The sequence below is a fragment of the Streptomyces sp. NBC_00005 genome (genome assembly GCF_045160215.1).
Taxonomy (GTDB): Bacteria; Actinomycetota; Actinomycetes; order Streptomycetales; family Streptomycetaceae; genus Streptomyces.
The window spans coordinates 10,153,662-10,169,956 of sequence record NZ_CP108316.1 but is presented as its reverse complement, the minus strand read 5'-3'; the positions used below and the strand labels follow the sequence as shown (position 1 = coordinate 10,169,956).

The 16,295-nt window shown below is 71.5% G+C and carries 12 protein-coding genes; 8 read left to right on the top strand and 4 right to left on the bottom strand.

Translation table 11 applies throughout. The features are described from left to right. The first annotated feature begins 40 nt into the window (after nt 1-40). Nucleotides 41-1,216: an acyltransferase gene (locus OG303_RS46455; protein ID WP_405876080.1), complete on the top strand. Its 1,176-nt coding sequence runs from the start codon at nt 41-43 to the stop codon at nt 1,214-1,216. Here the strand turns inward: OG303_RS46455 and OG303_RS46450 are convergent. Further along, nucleotides 1,199-2,452 carry an RNA-guided endonuclease InsQ/TnpB family protein gene (locus OG303_RS46450; protein ID WP_405876079.1) on the bottom strand — a complete coding sequence of 418 codons (1,254 nt, stop codon included), beginning with the start codon at nt 2,450-2,452 and terminating at the stop codon, nt 1,199-1,201. The genes OG303_RS46455 and OG303_RS46450 overlap by 18 nt on opposite strands. A gap of 274 nt (nt 2,453-2,726) precedes the next feature. On the opposite strand from OG303_RS46450, the gene OG303_RS46445 reads away from it, so the two are divergent. Then, entirely contained in the window at nt 2,727-3,473 is a 747-nt protein-coding gene (locus tag OG303_RS46445; RefSeq protein ID WP_405876078.1) for an MBL fold metallo-hydrolase, read from the top strand. A gap of 41 nt (nt 3,474-3,514) precedes the next feature. After that, nucleotides 3,515-4,750 (top strand): DUF4032 domain-containing protein, encoded by a 1,236-nt coding sequence (locus OG303_RS46440; protein ID WP_405876077.1) that lies wholly within the window; start codon nt 3,515-3,517, stop codon nt 4,748-4,750. A gap of 1 nt (nt 4,751) precedes the next feature. On the opposite strand, the gene OG303_RS46435 is transcribed toward OG303_RS46440, so the two are convergent. Next, complete coding sequence (locus OG303_RS46435) at nt 4,752-5,624, bottom strand: universal stress protein (protein ID WP_405876076.1); 873 nt, start codon at nt 5,622-5,624, stop codon at nt 4,752-4,754. Nucleotides 5,625-5,685: 61 nt separating this feature from the next. Here OG303_RS46435 and OG303_RS46430 point away from each other — a divergent pair, with 61 nt between their 5' ends. From OG303_RS46430 to OG303_RS46410, 5 genes are all read left to right on the top strand, one after another. Further along, the gene (locus tag OG303_RS46430; RefSeq protein ID WP_405876075.1) at nt 5,686-6,039 is read left to right on the top strand and encodes a VOC family protein; all 354 of its coding nucleotides are present in this window, start codon (nt 5,686-5,688) and stop codon (nt 6,037-6,039) included. Between the two features lie 147 nt (nt 6,040-6,186). Further along, nucleotides 6,187-7,863, top strand: coding sequence for an FAD-dependent oxidoreductase (locus OG303_RS46425; protein WP_405876074.1), 1,677 nt, complete (start codon nt 6,187-6,189; stop codon nt 7,861-7,863). Further along, a complete protein-coding gene (locus OG303_RS46420; RefSeq protein ID WP_405876073.1) occupies nt 7,860-9,317 on the top strand; it encodes an ATP-binding protein in 1,458 nt (485 codons plus the stop codon). Before OG303_RS46425 ends, OG303_RS46420 begins: the two co-directional genes overlap by 4 nt. Further along, nucleotides 9,314-9,664 (top strand): UBP-type zinc finger domain-containing protein, encoded by a 351-nt coding sequence (locus OG303_RS46415; protein ID WP_405876072.1) that lies wholly within the window; start codon nt 9,314-9,316, stop codon nt 9,662-9,664. The genes OG303_RS46420 and OG303_RS46415 overlap by 4 nt, the downstream gene beginning before the upstream one ends. 59 nt (nt 9,665-9,723) lie before the next feature. Then, entirely contained in the window at nt 9,724-12,678 is a 2,955-nt protein-coding gene (locus OG303_RS46410; RefSeq protein ID WP_405876071.1) for an AAA family ATPase, read from the top strand. Between the two features lie 2 nt (nt 12,679-12,680). Here OG303_RS46410 and OG303_RS46405 read toward each other — a convergent pair whose 3' ends face one another. After that, a complete protein-coding gene (locus OG303_RS46405; RefSeq protein ID WP_405876070.1) occupies nt 12,681-13,928 on the bottom strand; it encodes an SGNH/GDSL hydrolase family protein in 1,248 nt (415 codons plus the stop codon). Continuing rightward, on the bottom strand, nt 13,925-16,291 hold the full coding sequence (locus OG303_RS46400; RefSeq protein ID WP_405876069.1) for a glycosyl hydrolase family 95 catalytic domain-containing protein: 2,367 nt from the start codon (nt 16,289-16,291) through the stop codon (nt 13,925-13,927). The genes OG303_RS46405 and OG303_RS46400 overlap by 4 nt, the downstream gene beginning before the upstream one ends. Nucleotides 16,292-16,295: the final 4 nt, after the last annotated feature.

Here is a 16,295-nt window from a genome sequence, read left to right as displayed (position 1 = left end):
CCTCTGGGCACGGGCCTGACCCGCCCGCACACTGGGCCGGGTGAGCGCGGAAACCGAACGGGCGACCACGCCTCGCCGCCGCATCGAACTCGACGCCCTGCGCGCCCTCGTCGTGCTCGGCCTGGTCTTCTTCCACGCCGCCCTGGTCTTCGATCCGGACGACGACTTCTACGTCAAGAACGCCGATACGACTCCTGTCGTCACCTACTTCGCAGGGCTGGGCGTGGTGTGGGCGATGCCGATGCTGTTCCTGGTCGCCGGTCTCGGCTCCCGGCACTCGATCCGCCGTCGCGGACCGCGCGGCTTCGCCCGCGAACGCCTGCTACGCCTCGGCGTCCCCCTCGTCCTCGCCACGCTCCTGATCGTCCCCGTCCCGCAATGGCTGAGACTGCGCGCCGCCGACCCCGGCTACCACGAGTCGTACTGGCACTTCTGGCCCCGCTTCCTCACCGTCCACCTCGACCTCGGCGACTTCCCGTTCATCCTTTCCGGCAAGTACTTCGAGACCGGCCACCTCTGGTTCGTCGTACTGCTCATCGCCTTCTGCCTGCTCCTCGCACCGGTCGCCGCACCCTTCGCAGCGGGCGCGGAGCGCGCCGCACAGGCAGTGGAGCGCCGACCCGCCCTGCTTCTGCTGCCCGCGCTGCCGCTCGCCGCCATCAACGCGCTGCTGGGCATGGAGGAGAGCTACGCGGGCTGGAACCGCTGGGCCTACCTGCTGTTCTTCCTCTTCGGCTACGCCCTCGCCGACGACGAGCGCATCCGGGCCGCCCTGCGCCACCTCGCCGTCCCGGTCGGTGTGGCCGGGCTGGCCCTGTTCGCGGCGACGGCGCCCGGATTCAGCGCGGCCGACGACCCGTTCACCGACTGGACACCCCTGGCCCTGAGCACCCGCGCCCTCTTCTCCGCGGCCGGCTGGTGCTGGGTGACAGCCATCCTCGGACTGCTGGACCGGCGACCGCACACCCGACGGACTCCCGGACCCGTCCTCGGCTACCTCGCCATCGCCGCACTGCCGCTCTACGTCCTGCACCAGCCGGTCGTCGTCGCCTTCGCCTACGGGGTGGTGGGCTGGAGCGCGCCGATCGCGGTCAAGTACGCGGCGATCGTGGTGGGTTCGCTCGTGGTGATCTTCCTGGTGTACGAGTACGGGGTACGCCGGACGCGGGTGACGCGCTTCCTGTTCGGAATGCGCCCGTCAACTACCCGGCGCTAACGGCGCCGGGCTTGCACAACGGGCATCACTGGCGGTGATGCTGCGTTTGCGTCCAGCCCCACCCTGCTGTTGTCGGGGTGGGGCTGGGGCCGTTGACTCGGCCCCGCGTCGCCACAACTCCCACGCGCGGGCGCGGATGTTGCGGGAGCTGTTCCGGTCTGCGTGATCAACGAATCCGCAGTTCCGGCACGCGAACCAGGCCTGCGAGACGCGGTTCGCTCTGTCGATGTGCCCGCATTCGGCGCAGGTGCGGGAGGTGTACGCGGGATCTACGTGCACCACCGGCACTCCTGCGCGGCGAGCCTTGTAGGCGATGAAGCTTCCGAGCTGGGCGAAGGCCCAGCTGTGCAGGGTGGCCCGTTGGGGCTTGCGAAGCCGTACCCGCTCGCGGATGCCCGTCAGGTCTTCCAGGGCGATCCCGCGACCGGTGCGTTCTGCCTCGGCCACCACATGCTTCGCGATCTTGTGGTTGATGTCGTTGGCCCGCCGCGCCTCCTTGCGCCTGCGCTTCCTCAGACGGCGCTTGGCGGACGGGGTGTTCTTCTTCTGCAGCTTGGTACGGAGCGTGCGTTCGCGGACCCGGACACGGTTGAGCTCGCGCCCGGCCATGATCTCGCCGTCGGACGTGGTGGCGATGTTCACGATGCCCAGGTCGATGCCGAGGAAGTCCACCGGATGCGTGTTCAACGGCTCTTCGGGAACCTCGCAGGTGGCCATCAGGAACCACATGCCGTCCCGGCACACCAGGTCGGACTCGCCCTTGCGGTAGAGGGCGAGGGTGGCGAGCTGCTCCGGGGAGGCCGTGAACGCCACGTCCTTCACCCGCCCGGCTACCGTCCACACCGACACCCGCCGCTCGGTGATCTGCCAGGACAGCATCCGGTCGTCGTAGGGCTGCGCCCCCTCGGGCCGGAAGACGATCGGCTTCCCGGTGGCCTGGCGGTAGCGCTTCGAACCCGGCCTGCCCAGACGGCCCGCCCGCAGGTTCGCCTTCAGCACGGCGTAGGCATCGCACGTCTTCTTGATCACATGCTGAGCGGCCTGCGCCCCCAGCCCCCACCGCGCCTTCACCTCGCCGTAGGCGTGCTCACGCAGCGCGAAGTTCCTCTTCACATCCTTTTCGAAAGCGATGGCGCTGGCCCAGGTGGCAGCCTCGTTGCAGGCGCGCAGGGTCGCCTCAAGTGCCGCCGCCTGCACGGGCGTCGGCAGCAGCTTCACCCCCACCACCAGCTTCACACCCGCGACGCTACCCGGCCACACTCACCCACCGCATTCGAACACCGCACAATCCACCGACTCCCACCCGGCACTCACAGCGCTCCGCGCCGGACGATGCCGCAGCGCTCCGCGCCACCAGACTCAGGACGCGAGGACTCCCAGGCGCAAACGCCCGGGGCTCCTCGCAAGAAACCTGCTGAACTCGCAGATTGGCGCGGACCCGCCGCTTCCGGTGCGGGTCGGGTCTGGTTTGCTGGTGCTTTCGGTCAGGACCTCTGGACTCGGGGCAATCATGCAGGCAGATGTGCAGCAAGTCGCCGAGGGTATTCACCTCGTGCACGGCAGCAACACCAACTGGGTGATCCTCACGGAGGGCGAGGAGATCACCCTGATCGACACCGGCTACCCCGCGGACCGGGAGCAGGTGCTCGCGTCCCTGGCGGCGGTGGGCGGTTCACCGGAGGCGGTCGCGGCGGTGCTGATCACGCACGCCCACAACGACCACCTGGGTTCCGCCGAGTACCTGCGCAGCACCTATGGCACGCCCGTGTATCTCCACGAGGCCGAAGTGCCGCACGCGCGCCGGGAGTTCCTGCACCAGGTCACCATCGGGCAGGTCCTGAAGAACGGCTGGCGGCCCGGCGTCCTGCCCTGGTCGGTGCACGCCCTGCGCTCCGGCGGCACGGCCCATGTGCCGGTCGCCGCTCCGGAGCCGTTCCCCACGGCGGGCCCGCTGGACCTGCCCGGCCGGCCCGTTCCGGTGCACACACCCGGCCACACCGACGGGCACGCGGCCTTCCACCTGCCGGACGCCGGAGTCCTGATCTCGGGTGACGCCCTGGTCAGCGGCCATCCCACCTCGCGGATCCAGGGGCCGCAGCTGCTGCCCGCCATGTTCCACCACGAGCGCGCCCGCGCCGTGACCTCGCTGGACGTACTGGCCGGTCTCGACGGCGATCTGCTGCTGCCCGGGCACGGGCCCGCACACCGCGGTCCAGTACGTGAAGCGGCACTTCAGGCCAGGGAGCGCGCCCTCTAAGGTGAGGTGACGATCACCCGCGAGGCAAGGACACGCGAGCCATGGCACTGCAGATCAGCGCGACGAACCCGGAGCACCCCGCGCTCCTGCTGGCCCTGCCCTGGCAGCTGCCCCTGGAGGAGTGGCCCGACGAGTACCTGGTCCCGCTCCCCCGCGGCATATCCCGCCACGTCGTGCGCTATTCCCGCGCCGGTGACGAGGTGATCGCCGTCAAGGAGCTCGCCGAACGGCCCGCGCTGCGCGAGTACGAGCTGCTGCGCGATCTGGACCGGCTCGGCATCCCCGCGGTGGACCCGCTGGCCGTGCTCACCGGACGTACCAACGAGGAGGGCGAACCGCTGGAGCCGGTGCTGATCACCCGGCATCTGCGCGGCTCGCAGCCGTACCGTTCGATGTTCGAGACGACGATGCGCCCGGCCACCATGCACCGCCTCATGGACGCGCTGGCGGTGCTGCTGGTGCGTCTGCACCTCGCCGGGTTCGCCTGGGGCGACTGCTCGCTGTCCAACACCCTCTTCCGGCGCGATGCGGGCGCGTACGCCGCCTACCTCGTGGACGCCGAGACGGGCGACCTGCATCCCCAACTCAGCGGCGGGCAGCGTGAGTACGACCTCGATCTCGCCCGGGTGAACATCAGCGGCGAGCTCCTGGACCTGGAGGCGTCCGGGGCGCTGCACCCGTCCGTGGACCCGATCGAGTTCGGCATGGAGATCTGCGCCCGCTACCGGGGGCTGTGGGAGGAGCTGACCCGCACCTCCGTCTACCCGGCGGGCAAGTACCACTACATCGAGCGCCGGATCCGCCGCCTCAACGAACTCGGCTTCGACGTGGCCGAGATGCAGATCCAGCACTCCTCCAACGGCGACACCGTCACCTTCGTGCCCAAGGTCGTCGACGCCGGCCACCACCAGCGTCAACTGCTGCGCCTGACCGGCCTGGACGCCGAGGAGAACCAGGCCCGGCGGCTCCTCAACGACCTGGAGAGCTGGATGGCCACCCAGGACGACTACACGCCCGGCGACCCTCTCGCGGCCCGCCCCGAAGTGCTGGCCCACCGCTGGGTACGGGACGTCTTCCGGCCCACCGTGCGTGCCGTACCCCTCGAACTGCGCGGCACGATGGACCCTGCGGAGATCTACCACGAGCTGCTCGAGCACCGCTGGTACCTGTCCGAGCGGGCCCAGCAGGACATCGGGCTGGACACGGCGGTGGACGACTACATCAAGAACATCCTGCCGACGGCACGCGAGACGCTGCAGCCCACCTCCGCCGAGTGACTCAGGCGTGCGGGACCACGGCCACCGGGCAGTCCGCGTGGTGCAGGACCCCGTGTGCCACCGACCCGATGCGCGCGCCCACGGCCGTGCGGTGCGCGCGCCGGCCGACGACCATCAGCTGGGCCCGCCCGGCCATCGACAGCAGCACCTGGCCCGCGCTGCCGATCTCCACGTGCTCGACCACGGGCACGTCGGGAAAGCGCTCCCGCCACGGCTGCAGTGCTGCGGCGAGAGCCTTCTTCTCGAACGGCTCCAGGCCACCGGCCTCGTCCAGCAGGCGCATCGAACCCGGGCTGTAGGCGAACACCGGCGGCAGCGTCCAGGCCCGCACCGCGCGCACGGTCGCGCCGCGGGCGGCCGCCGTCTCGAACGCGAAGCGCAGCGTGTCGGCGCTGTCGTCCGGTTCGCCCTGCTGACCGACGACGACCTCACGGCCGGCGGCCTCGGTCGTCGGCTGGTCGCCGGCGCGCACGAGGACCACCGGCCGCGTGGTCTCGGCGATGACCTGCTGGCCCACGGAGCCGAGCAGGAAGCCGACGACCCGCCCGTGCCCGCGCGAGCCCAGCACCAGCATCTCGGCCTCCGCGGCCGCGGAGGCCAGCGTGTCGACCGTCTCGCCCCCCACGACATCGGTGGCCACGTCGAGGTGCGGATGGCGCCCGGTGACACTCCGAGCGGCCTCGGCCAGCGCGTCCCGCACCCATCCGGCCTGCGTGTCCCGGTCGGCCGCGTCGATCGCCTCGTACGGCTGGAAGCGCCACGCCTGCACCACGCGCAGCGGCAGCCCCCGGCGGACCGCCTCCCTTGCTGCCCAGTCCAGCGCGGCGAAGCTCTCCTCGGTTCCGTCGACCCCTGCGGTGATCGGGCGCGTCATGCGACTGCCTCCCAGCGTCGTGGTCACGTCCTTCGGGCCCAGTGTTCACTACGCTCGCCTGATGGCCTTGGAATGGGAGCAAGTAGTCGTCGATGCGGCCGACCCCCTTGTGCTGGGACAGTGGTGGGCCCGGGCGCTCGGCTGGGTCGTGGTCGCCGACGCGGCCGACGAGTACGAGATCCGGCCCGAGAAGGACCGCCTGCCGGGCCTGATCTTCGTCCCGGTACCGGAGGGCAAGACCGTCAAGAACCGCCTCCACCTGGACTTCCGCCCGGACGACCGGGACGCGGAGGTCGCCCGGCTCCTCGCGCTCGGCGCGCGGCACGCTGATGTCGGCCAGGGTGAGCAGACGTGGGTGACGCTGGCCGATCCGGAGGGCAACGAGTTCTGCGTGCTCGGTTCGCGGCGCGGCTGAGTGCGGCGGCCCCTCGTACAGCTGCGTGTGGCGGCCCCTCGTATAACGGAGCGAAGCGGGACCATCGAACATACGATGGGCGGGACCGGCGCGGTGACGACGGGGACGCCGTGCCCTGATTCCGAGCTCTCTCGGGGTGGGAGACGTATGGCACAGGCGTCCGACGCAGCGCGGACCGTCATCCTGACCGTGGACGACGACCCGGGAGTGTCCCGAGCCGTCGCCCGTGACCTGCGACGACGCTACGGCGAGTCGTACCGGATCGTGCGCGCGGAGTCCGGCGAGTCCGCTCTGGACGCGCTGCGGGAGCTGAAGCTGCGCGGTGACCTGGTGGCCGTGATCCTGGCCGACTACCGCATGCCGCAGATGAACGGCATCGAGTTCCTCGAACAGGCCCTGGACGTGTACCCGGGCGCCCGGCGGGTGCTGCTGACCGCGTACGCGGACACCAGCGCGGCGATCGACGCGATCAACGTCGTCGACCTGGACCACTACCTGCTCAAGCCCTGGGACCCGCCCGAGGAGAAGCTCTACCCCGTCCTGGACGACCTGCTGGAGGCCTGGCGCTGCAGCGACTTCCGGCCAGTGCCCAGTACCAAGGTGGTCGGGCACCGCTGGTCGGCGCGCTCCTCGGACGTACGGGAGTTCCTGGCGCGCAATCAGGTGCCGTACCGCTGGTACTCGGCGGACGAGCCGGAGGGCAAGCGGCTGCTGGCGGCGGCCGGGCAGGACGGGCAGCGGCTGCCGCTCGTGATCACCCCGGACGGGACGCCCCTGGTCGAGCCGGAGGCTCCCGAGCTGGCCGCGCAGGTGGGTTTGGCGACGACGCCGGCGGCGGACTTCTACGACCTCGTCGTCATCGGCGGCGGGCCCGCCGGGCTCGGTGCCGCGGTGTACGGGGCGTCGGAGGGCTTGCGGACCGTCCTCGTGGAGCGGTCGGCGACCGGAGGGCAGGCGGGCCAGAGCTCGCGGATCGAGAACTACCTCGGCTTCCCGGACGGCGTGTCGGGGGCGCAGCTCACCGACCGGGCGCGGCGGCAGGCGGCGCGGTTCGGCGCCGAGATCCTCACCGCGCGCCAGGTGACGGGGCTCGAGGCCAACGGGGCCGCGCGGACGGTGCGGTTCTCGGACGGCTCGGCGGTCGCCGCGCACAGCGTGATCCTCGCGACCGGCGTGTCGTACCGGCAGCTGGAGGCTCCGGGTTGCCACGACCTGACCGGCTGCGGGGTGTACTACGGCTCGGCGCTGACCGAGGCGGCCTCCTGCCAGGGGCACGACGTGTACATCGTCGGCGGCGCCAACTCGGCCGGGCAGGCGGCGATGTACCTGGCCCGGGGTGCCAAGTCGGTCACGTTGCTGGTGCGCGGGCAGGACCTGTCCGCGTCGATGTCGTACTACCTGATCCAGCAGATCAACGAGGCGCCCAACATCTCGGTGCGCGCCCGCACGGTCGTCGAGTCCGCGCACGGCTCCGACCACCTGGAGCAGCTCACCCTGCGCGACGTGGACAGCGGGCAGACCGAACTCGTCGACGCCCAGTGGATGTTCGTGTTCATCGGCGCGGCCCCGCTGACCCAGTGGCTCGACGGCACGGTGCTGCGGGACGAGCATGGGTTCATCCTGGCCGGGCCCGACCTGACCGACGACGGGCGGCCGCCGGCGGACTGGGAGCTGGACCGGCCGCCGTACCACTTGGAGACCAACATTCCCGGCGTGTTCGTGGCGGGCGACGCGCGCGCCGAGTCCGCCAAGCGCGTCGCGTCCGCCGTCGGAGAGGGAGCCATGGCCGTGATGCTCGTCCACCGGTATCTGGAGCAGTCGTGAACGGGCAGGTGGTGCCCTGCAGCCCGCAGGAGGTCGGATCGCTGTTCCTGTTCGAGAAGCTGTCCCCCGAGCAGCTGGGTCAGTTGTGCGCGGCGGGCCGGGTGGAGCAGTTCGAGCCCGGGCCGGTCTATGTCGAAGGTGAGCCCGCCACCTGCTTCTACGTGATGGTCGAGGGCACGGTCGTGCTGTCCCGCCGGGTCGGCGGCGACGACGTGGAGGTCAACCGGACCTCCCAGCGCGGGGTGTACTCGGGGTCCATGCAGGCCTATCTGGGCGACCGGGTGCGGCAGGTCTACAACAACTCGATGCGGGTGACGGAGACGTCGCGGTTCTTCGTGCTGCCCGCGGACACCTTCGCGGAGTTCATGCAGGAGTGGTTCCCGATGGCGGTGCATCTGCTGGAGGGACTGTTCTTCGGTTCGAAGAACACCCAGCGGGCCATCGGGCAGCGGGAACGGCTGCTGGCGCTCGGCTCGTTGTCGGCGGGCCTCACCCATGAGCTCAACAACCCCGCCGCGGCGGCCGTCCGGGCGACCGCGACGCTGCGGGAGCGCGTGGGCAAGATGCGGCACAAGCTCGCGATCATCGCCCAGGGCTCCTACTCCCCCGAGGTCATGGCGAACCTCATCGACATCCAGGAACGCACCGCCGAACGCGTCGCCAAGGCGCCCACGTTGAGCCCGCTCGAGGCCTCCGACCGCGAGGACACCGTCACCGACTGGCTCGACGACCACGACATCCCGGAGGGCTGGCGGATCGCGCCCACCTTCGTACAGGCCGGCCTCGACGTGGACTGGCTGGACCAGATCGCGGCGGCCGTGGACGAGGAGATCCTGCCGAACGCCATCGGCTGGCTCAACTACACCGTCGAGACCGAGCTGTTGATGGACGAGATCAACGACTCGACCACCCGCATCTCCCACCTCGTCGACGCGGCCAAGCAGTACTCGCAGCTGGACCGCGCCCCCTACCAGCACGCCGACGTCCACGAACTCCTCGACAGCACCCTGCTGATGCTCTCCGGCAAGATCGGCTCACGGATCGAGGTCGTCAAGGACTACGACCGCACCCTGCCGAAGATCCCGGCCTACCCGGCGGAGCTCAACCAGGTGTGGACCAACCTGATCGACAACGCGGTCTCCGCCATCAACAGCACAGGCGGGGAAGGCACGTTGACGGTGCGGACGGCGCTGGAGCACGACCGGTTGCTGGTGGAGTTCCGCGACACCGGGCCCGGCGTGCCGAACGACATCCGCGGCCGCATCTTCGACCCGTTCTTCACCACCAAGCCGGTGGGCGAGGGCACCGGGCTCGGTCTGGACATCTCCTGGCGGATCGTCGTCAACAAGCACCACGGAACGCTCCAGGTCGAGTCCGAGCCCGGGGACACCCGTTTCCAGGTCCTCCTCCCGCTCACCGCCACGGACGACGAGACCTCCGAGGAGCCGGCATGACCAGCGACAACGGAATCGACACCAGCGTCCCGCCGAGCGGCGCCGGATGCGTCGACTGCGACGCGGTCGGCGGCTGGTGGTTCCATCTGCGGCGCTGCGCGCAGTGCGGGCACGTCGGCTGCTGCGACGACTCGCCCGCCAAGCACGCCACCGCGCACTACCGTGACACCGGCCATCCGGTGATCCGCAGTTTCGAGCCGGGCGAGCGCTGGTTCTGGAACTTCGACACCAACGAGATGTACGAGGCCGGGCCCGACCTCGCGCCCCCGGCGAGCCATCCCGCCGATCAGCCCGCACCGGGACCGGCGGGGCGAGTGCCGGCGAACTGGGCGGAGACATTGCGCTGAGGCCCTGACCTCTCCTGTTCGCAGGCCATGTTGTCAGTGCCGCGTGCCAGGATGGATCCGTGCCCCAGACCCTGTTCACCACCCCGCTGATCGGCCGGGACGACGAGATCGCCCGACTCGCCGCGATGCTGGAGCGTGCCCGGGGCGGCGAGGCCCGGGCCGTGCTGCTCGCCGGGGACGCCGGCGTGGGCAAGACCCGGCTGCTGGACGAGGTCGCCGGGCGGGCCGCCCGGGCCGGGATGACGGTCCTCACCGGTCACTGCGTCGACCTCGGTGATGTCGGGCTGCCCTATCTGCCGTTCACCGAGGTGCTGGGGGTGCTGGCCGCCGACGAGCGGTTCGCGGACGCCCTGGCCGCGCACCCGGTGGTGGACCGGTTGCTGGGTGCGGGCACGGACGCCGCGCGGGACGTGGGAGGGCGGCTGCGGCTGTTCGAGGGCATGGCGGGGCTGCTGGCCGATCTGTCGGAGATCGCTCCGCTGCTGCTGGTCCTGGAGGACCTGCACTGGGCCGACCAGTCCTCACGGGACCTGCTGCGGTTCCTGCTCAGCCGCGGGATTCTGCAGCGGCCCGCGGGCGGTGCGCCGACGCACCGGCTGGCGGTGTTCGCCTCGTACCGTGCGGACGACCTGCACCGCCGCCACCCCCTGCGCCCCCTCCTCGCCGAGCTGGTGCGACTGCCCGCCGTCGAGCGCCTGGAGCTGCGGCCCATGGCCGACGCCGAGGTGACCCGGCTGGTGCACGCGCTGCAGGACCGTCCGCTCCCGGAGGCCACGGTCCGCGGCATCGTCGAGCGCGCCGAGGGCAACGCCTTCTACGCGGAGGAGCTGCTCGCGGCCACGGACACGGAGGCGGGTGGCGTGCCGAGCGGCCTTGCCGACGTCCTCCTCATCCGCATCGAGCAGCTGTCCGACACCGCCCAGCAGGTGCTGCGCACGGCTGCCGTCGCCGGGCGGCGCGTGGAGCACGACCTGCTGCGTGACGCGGTCGGGCTCCCCGAGGACGAGCTGGAGGCGGCGCTGCGCGAGGCGATCGGCCGACAGCTCCTGATCCCCGCCGCCGCCGACACCTACGCCTTCCGGCACGCTCTGGCCAGGGAGGCGGTGTACGCGGATCTGCTGCCGGGGGAACGGGCGCGGCTGCACGGCGCGTTCGCCCGGCTGCTCACCGGGCGCGGGCACCCCGGCGAGAGCGCCGCGGAGCGCGCGCACCACTACCGCGAGAGCCATGACCTGGCCGAGGCCCTGTCCGCCTCGCTGGAGGCTGCCGGGCACGCCGACCGGGTGGGCGCGCCCGCCGAGGAGCTACGGCACCTCGAGACCGCGCTCGACCTGTGGGCGTCGGTGGATGCGGCGGCCCGCCCCTCGGGCGACGGAGTCGACCGGGTGACGCTCACGCTGCGCGCCTCGGCGGCGGCCGCCCATGCCGGTGACTCGCACCGGGCGGTGTCCCTCACCCGGGCCGCGCTCGCGAGCATCGGCCAGGACACGGACTCCGAACTCGCCGCCCGGGTCCGGTACACGCTGGCCGGCAATCTGATGGGCGTCGACAGCCTGACGGCCGCGTTCGCCTACAGCAGCGAGGCGCTGGCCATGATCCCGGCCGAGCCGCCGACCAGGACCTGGGTGTGGGCGGCGGCCACGCATGTCATAGCGGCACGCCACATCGGGGAGAACGAGACGGCGCTGCGGGTCGCCCATCAGGCCCTGCGCGTCGCCGAGCAGCTGCGGGTGCTGGACGCGCAGGCCGACCTCCTGGTCTCGCTGGCCATCCTGGACGGCGGCGGGCGGCGCACCGCCGAGGGCCGTGAGCGGCTCAAGGAGGCCCGGGAACTGGCCCGGCAGGCGGGAAACGCGCCGGTGGAGATGCGCGCCCTGTTCAACCTCGCCGTCGGCTGCTTCGAGTCCGGCGACCTCGAGGGCTGTCTGCCGTGGGTGACCGAGGGCCTGGACCGCGCCCGCCGGGCGGGGCTGCTGTCGTCGCCGTATCCGCTGGAGATCCGCTATCTGCATCTGCTGGTGCTGTACACGCTGGGCCGCTGGGACGAGTGTGTCCGGGCCGCGGCTGCCGATGCGGCCGTGCTGCCGTCGGCGGGTGGCTATGCGATGGGGCCCGTGCTGTACGTGGCGCTGGCCCGGGGCGACCTGAGTGCCGTCGAGCGGGCCCGGGGTCTGCTGGAGGGGCCCTTCGACTGGATGGCCACGCTGGTCGCAGGTATCGCGCTGACCGAGGCCGCCGTGCTGCGGGGTGAGCCGGAGGCGGCGGTGGAGCGGACACGCGCCACGGTCGGCGCGCTGACGGACGACGCCGGGCACCGCCCCGACTCCTCGGTCAGGCTCGCGGCGCTCGCCCTGTCGGCCGTGGCCGACGCGGCCGTGGAGCTGCGCTCGGCGGGCGGCGAGTCGCACCGCTGGAAGGACACCGCGGACGAACTGGTCGAGCTGGCCCGCCAGACGGCCCGGCGCGGTAAGGGCGGCACCCCGCAGGGCCCCGAGGGGCTGGCCTGGCTGGCCCGCGCCGAGGCGGAGTGGGTGCGGGCGGTGTCCGGGCCGGACGCGGCGGCCTGGGAGAAGGCGGTGACCGCGTTCGACTTCGGGGATGTGTACGAGCGGGTCCGCTGCCAAGTGCGGTTCGCCGAAGCCCTGTTGGTGGCCGAGCGGCGCGAGGAGGCGGCCACGCAGGCGCGCGAGGCGAGAACCGTGGCCGAGCGGCTCGGTGCGGCGCCCCTGCTGGAGCGGATCGACGGCCTGGTGCGCCGCGGCCGCCTCGCCCACGCCCCGTCGGACGGGGAGCGCACCTCGCCACTCACCGCCCGCGAGCAGGACGTACTGCGGCTCCTCGCCCGCGGCCGCAGCAACCGGCAGATCGGCGAGGAGCTGTTCATCACCGGCAAGACGGCGAGCGTCCACGTCTCCAACATCCTGGCGAAGCTGGGCGCTTCGAGCCGTACGGAGGCGGTGGCGATCGCGTATCGGGAGGGGCTGATCGCACCGGAACCGACGGCATCGGGCTGACCTCAGTCGCCGGGATGCGGGGCGGCACAGTCGAGGCTCTTGAGGTCGACGGCGTCGGCCATGGCCTGCATGCCCTTGTCGCCCGGGTGCAGATGGTCGCCGCCGTCGAAGACGGGAAGCATGCGCTCGGGGTCGTAGGGGCTGCGCAGGATGTGGTCGAAGTCGGTGACGGCGTCGAACTCCCCGCTGTCGCGGATGAATTCGTTCACCTCCTGGCGTACCGTCTCGCCGGCCTGGTCCCATTCCGACCAGCCCTTGAACGGGGCGACGGTCGCGCCGACGACGCACTTGCCGGCCGCGTGGACCCGCTCGGCCACCTCGCGGTAGCCGGCGATCAGGTCCTGGGCGGTGACGCCCGTGTGGGCCTTGATGTCGTTGACGCCCTCGAAGAGGAAGACGGTGCGGACGCCCGGCTGGGAGAGGACGTCGCGCTGCAGGCGCTTCAGGGCGCTCTGACCGCCGCCGTCCGCCAGGACCTTGTTGCCTGAGATCCCCTCGTTCGCGACGCCTTTGACGTGGGTGCCGGCGGACTGCAGCCGGCGGGCGAGGTAGTCGGGCCAGCGGCGGTCGAGGTCGGTGGTGGACTGCCAGCCGTCGGTGATGGAGTCGCCGAGGGCCACGACCGCTCCGGTGCCCGCGGGCGGGCGTACGGCGACGGCGTCCAGGTAGAACCAGGAGCCGATCGGCTCCGTCCAGTTCGCGGCGCTCTCCTCGGCGGTGTGGTCGCCCTCGGTCGCGTAGGACGTCTGCATGGCCATCCAGTGTCCGGTCGCGGGGCCCGCCGCGTCCGGTGAGTGGATGCTGACCACCAGATTGCTCGCGGCCGGGAGTCTGCCGGGCAGGGGGTCGCTGAGGGCGGTGGCGCCCGCGGGGACGGTGACGGAGCGGGCTCCGGCGAAGGTCAGCCGGCGGTTGCTGCCGGGGACCAGTGCGGCGCCGTCCTGCTGGATGCCGGCGTAGGCGCTGTCGAAGGTCACCGGCCGGTCCCCGAAGGCGTTGGAGAGCCGGATCCGCAGGTCGCTGCCCGCCGCGCTGGTGTGGACGACGAGCCGGTAGCCGCGGTCGGCCACCGCGTTGTCCATACGGTCGGCGCTCGCGCCCCAGGTGACGATCTCGCGATGGTCCGCGGGCGCTCCCAGAACGGCGAACTCGGGGTGGTCGTCGGACGCCTGCACGGGCGTGGCCTGGACGGCACCGGCCAGCAGCAGAAGGGCGCCGAGCCGGCCTGCTCGCGCGAAGCGCGCCCTCACCGGCCGAGGTCCTTCAGCGTGACGGAGCCGCCGGGTTCGAGGGTCACGGACCGTGAGGCGTCACCGTGGGCCACCGTCGTGGTGCGGCCGCCCACGCTGCGGATCCGCACCTCTGTCGGTTTCCCGTCCCGCCAGCTCAGGTCGACGACGAAGCCGCCACGGGCCCCGATGCCCTTCACCGAGCCCGACTTCGCCCAGGCGTCCGGCAGCGCCGGCAGCAGTTCCACGTGGCCCGGGCGGGAGTACAGGAGCATCTCGATCACGGCCGCCGGTGTGCCGAAGTTGGCGTCGATCTGGAAGACGCCGTTGCCCTCTCCCAGTTCGTAGATGTCGAAGAGGTTGGCGGCGGTGCCGTTGCTGCCGTCGGTCGAGGGGCGGAGGTTGTTGACGAGCAGCTGGTACGCCTTGTCGGCGTTCTTCAGGCGGGCCCAGCACAGGCTGCGCCAGGCGTTGGCCCAGCCGAAGCTCTCCATGCCGCGCGCGGTGAGCAGGGCGGTGGCGCCGGCCACGATGTCGGCCGGGGTGGAGCCGTCGGGGCGGATGCGGTCGCCGGGGAACAGGTTGATGAGCGGGGACAGGTGCCGGTGGGTGGTCTCACCGAGGTTGTCCGGGGACATCCACTCCTCCAGCCAGCCGGTCTTCGGGCTCACCTGCGGAAGGTACAGCCGTTTGCGGAGGCCAGAAATCGTCGCCGCGTACGTATTGTCCCACTTCAGTTCGGCCGCCGCAGTGCAGAAATGGCCGAACAGCGACCACACCAGTTCCTGGGCGTACGTGATGCCCTTGGCGTCGAGCGGGCCCTGTTCCGGCGACCAGTCGCTGTCGGCGATCAGGACCTCGCGGGAGGTGCCCGGGAGGGTGGTGGTGAGCAGCCGTGCCTCCCAGAACTCGCAGGCGCCCTTGAGGAGGGGGTAGATCTTCTTCAGATGGGACTGCGACTGCGTGAACTCGTAATGCTCCCAAAGGGTGTTGCACAGCCAGGCGTTGCCGGCGGGGTGCCACCACCAGCCGCCTCCGCCGTAGGGGTTGGTGGAGATGGCGACGGTCCAGCCGGCGTTCTTGCCGCTGGAGTTGCGGTAGCGGTTGCGGGAGTCGTTGAACAGGCGGCGGGTCAGGTCGGTCCAGGAGGGGACCTGGGCGACGCAGTAGTCGGTGAACGCGTCGAAGCACGGGGACAGGCCCGCGCGGTCGGCCATCCAGTAGTTCATCTGGATGTTGATGTCGGTGTGGTAATCGCCCATCCAGGCCGGGTCGTTGCCGTCGAGCCACAGTCCCTGGAGGCCGAGTGGCAGGCTGCCGCGCGAGCCCGAGATCATCAGGTAGCGGCCGAACTGCACGTAGGCGGCTTCGAGTTCGGGGTCGGGATCGCCGTTCCCGGTCCGGGCCTTGACCCGTTCCCAGGTGTCCAGGGCGCGCTGCTCGGCGGACGACGTGCCGAGCGAGATGTCGAACTTCCCGAACAGGGCGCGATGGTCGGCGACATGGGTGCGCAGCAGGGTGTCCGCCGAGTGGGCGGCGGCGTCGCGGACCTTGGTGCGGGCCAGCTTCCGGGGATCGAGGGAGGGGTCGCGGTAGCCCTTGGCCGCGTCCGGCGCGTAGTTGGTGCCGCCGCTCACCACCACGGTGAGGTCCTTGCACCCGTCGAAGGCGATGTGCGAGCCGCTCACGGTGACGCGGCCGCCGGTGCCGTACGCGGTGACGGCGGCTCCGTACTTCAGGCCGTTGGGGAACGCGGCACCGAACGCGACCGAGGCGCCCTCGCCGTGCATGCCCTCCAGGGTGACGGTGCCGGTGTAGCGGCCGCCTCCGCTCTGGGTGAAGTGGAGGACGATCACGTCGTCGGGGCGGCTGGCGAAGATCTGCCGCTCGTAGGTCACGCGGGAGCGGACGTACGACGTGGTCACCACGCCCCGGGCGAGGTCGAGGGTGCGGCGGTAGCCGGAGACGGCGCCGAGATCGTGGTCGGGGATGTCGACGGTGAGCCGGCCGAGCAGCGTGAAGGAGCCGAAGTTGTCGCGCTCGTAGGGGAATTGGCCGTCCGCGTCCAGCTCGTCGTTGAGGCCGCCGGTCCACATCGTGGCGTCGGTGACGAGGAGGAGTTCGCGGCCGGGGTCGTTGCTCGCGAGGGCGCCGAGGCGGCCGTTGCCGACGGGGAGCCCTTGTTCGATCATGGACTTGTCGCCGGCGGGGGTCTGCCACCAGAGCGTGTCTTGTGAACTGCTCTCGTACGAGGCCGAGTTGTCGGGCCGTGCAGGTGCGGCGGAGGCGGTGAAGGCCGGGAGGGTGGCGAGGGCCGCTCCGGTCGTCGCGGCAAGGGCGAGCAGGTTGCGTCTGGGCAGCAGGTGGGACGGATCGGTGTTCATGGCG

What these genes read in the sequence shown, in the direction of transcription:
- OG303_RS46445 (WP_405876078.1), top strand. Translation starts at nt 2,727, where the DNA reads ATGCAGGCAGATGTGCAGCAAGTCGCCGAGGGTATTCACCTCGTGCAC.
- OG303_RS46440 (WP_405876077.1), top strand. Translation starts at nt 3,515, where the DNA reads ATGGCACTGCAGATCAGCGCGACGAACCCGGAGCACCCCGCGCTCCTG.
- OG303_RS46435 (WP_405876076.1), bottom strand. Translation starts at nt 5,624, where the DNA reads ATGACGCGCCCGATCACCGCAGGGGTCGACGGAACCGAGGAGAGCTTC.
- OG303_RS46430 (WP_405876075.1), top strand. Translation starts at nt 5,686, where the DNA reads ATGGCCTTGGAATGGGAGCAAGTAGTCGTCGATGCGGCCGACCCCCTT.
- OG303_RS46425 (WP_405876074.1), top strand. Translation starts at nt 6,187, where the DNA reads ATGGCACAGGCGTCCGACGCAGCGCGGACCGTCATCCTGACCGTGGAC.
- OG303_RS46415 (WP_405876072.1), top strand. Translation starts at nt 9,314, where the DNA reads ATGACCAGCGACAACGGAATCGACACCAGCGTCCCGCCGAGCGGCGCC.
- OG303_RS46400 (WP_405876069.1), bottom strand. Translation starts at nt 16,291, where the DNA reads ATGAACACCGATCCGTCCCACCTGCTGCCCAGACGCAACCTGCTCGCC.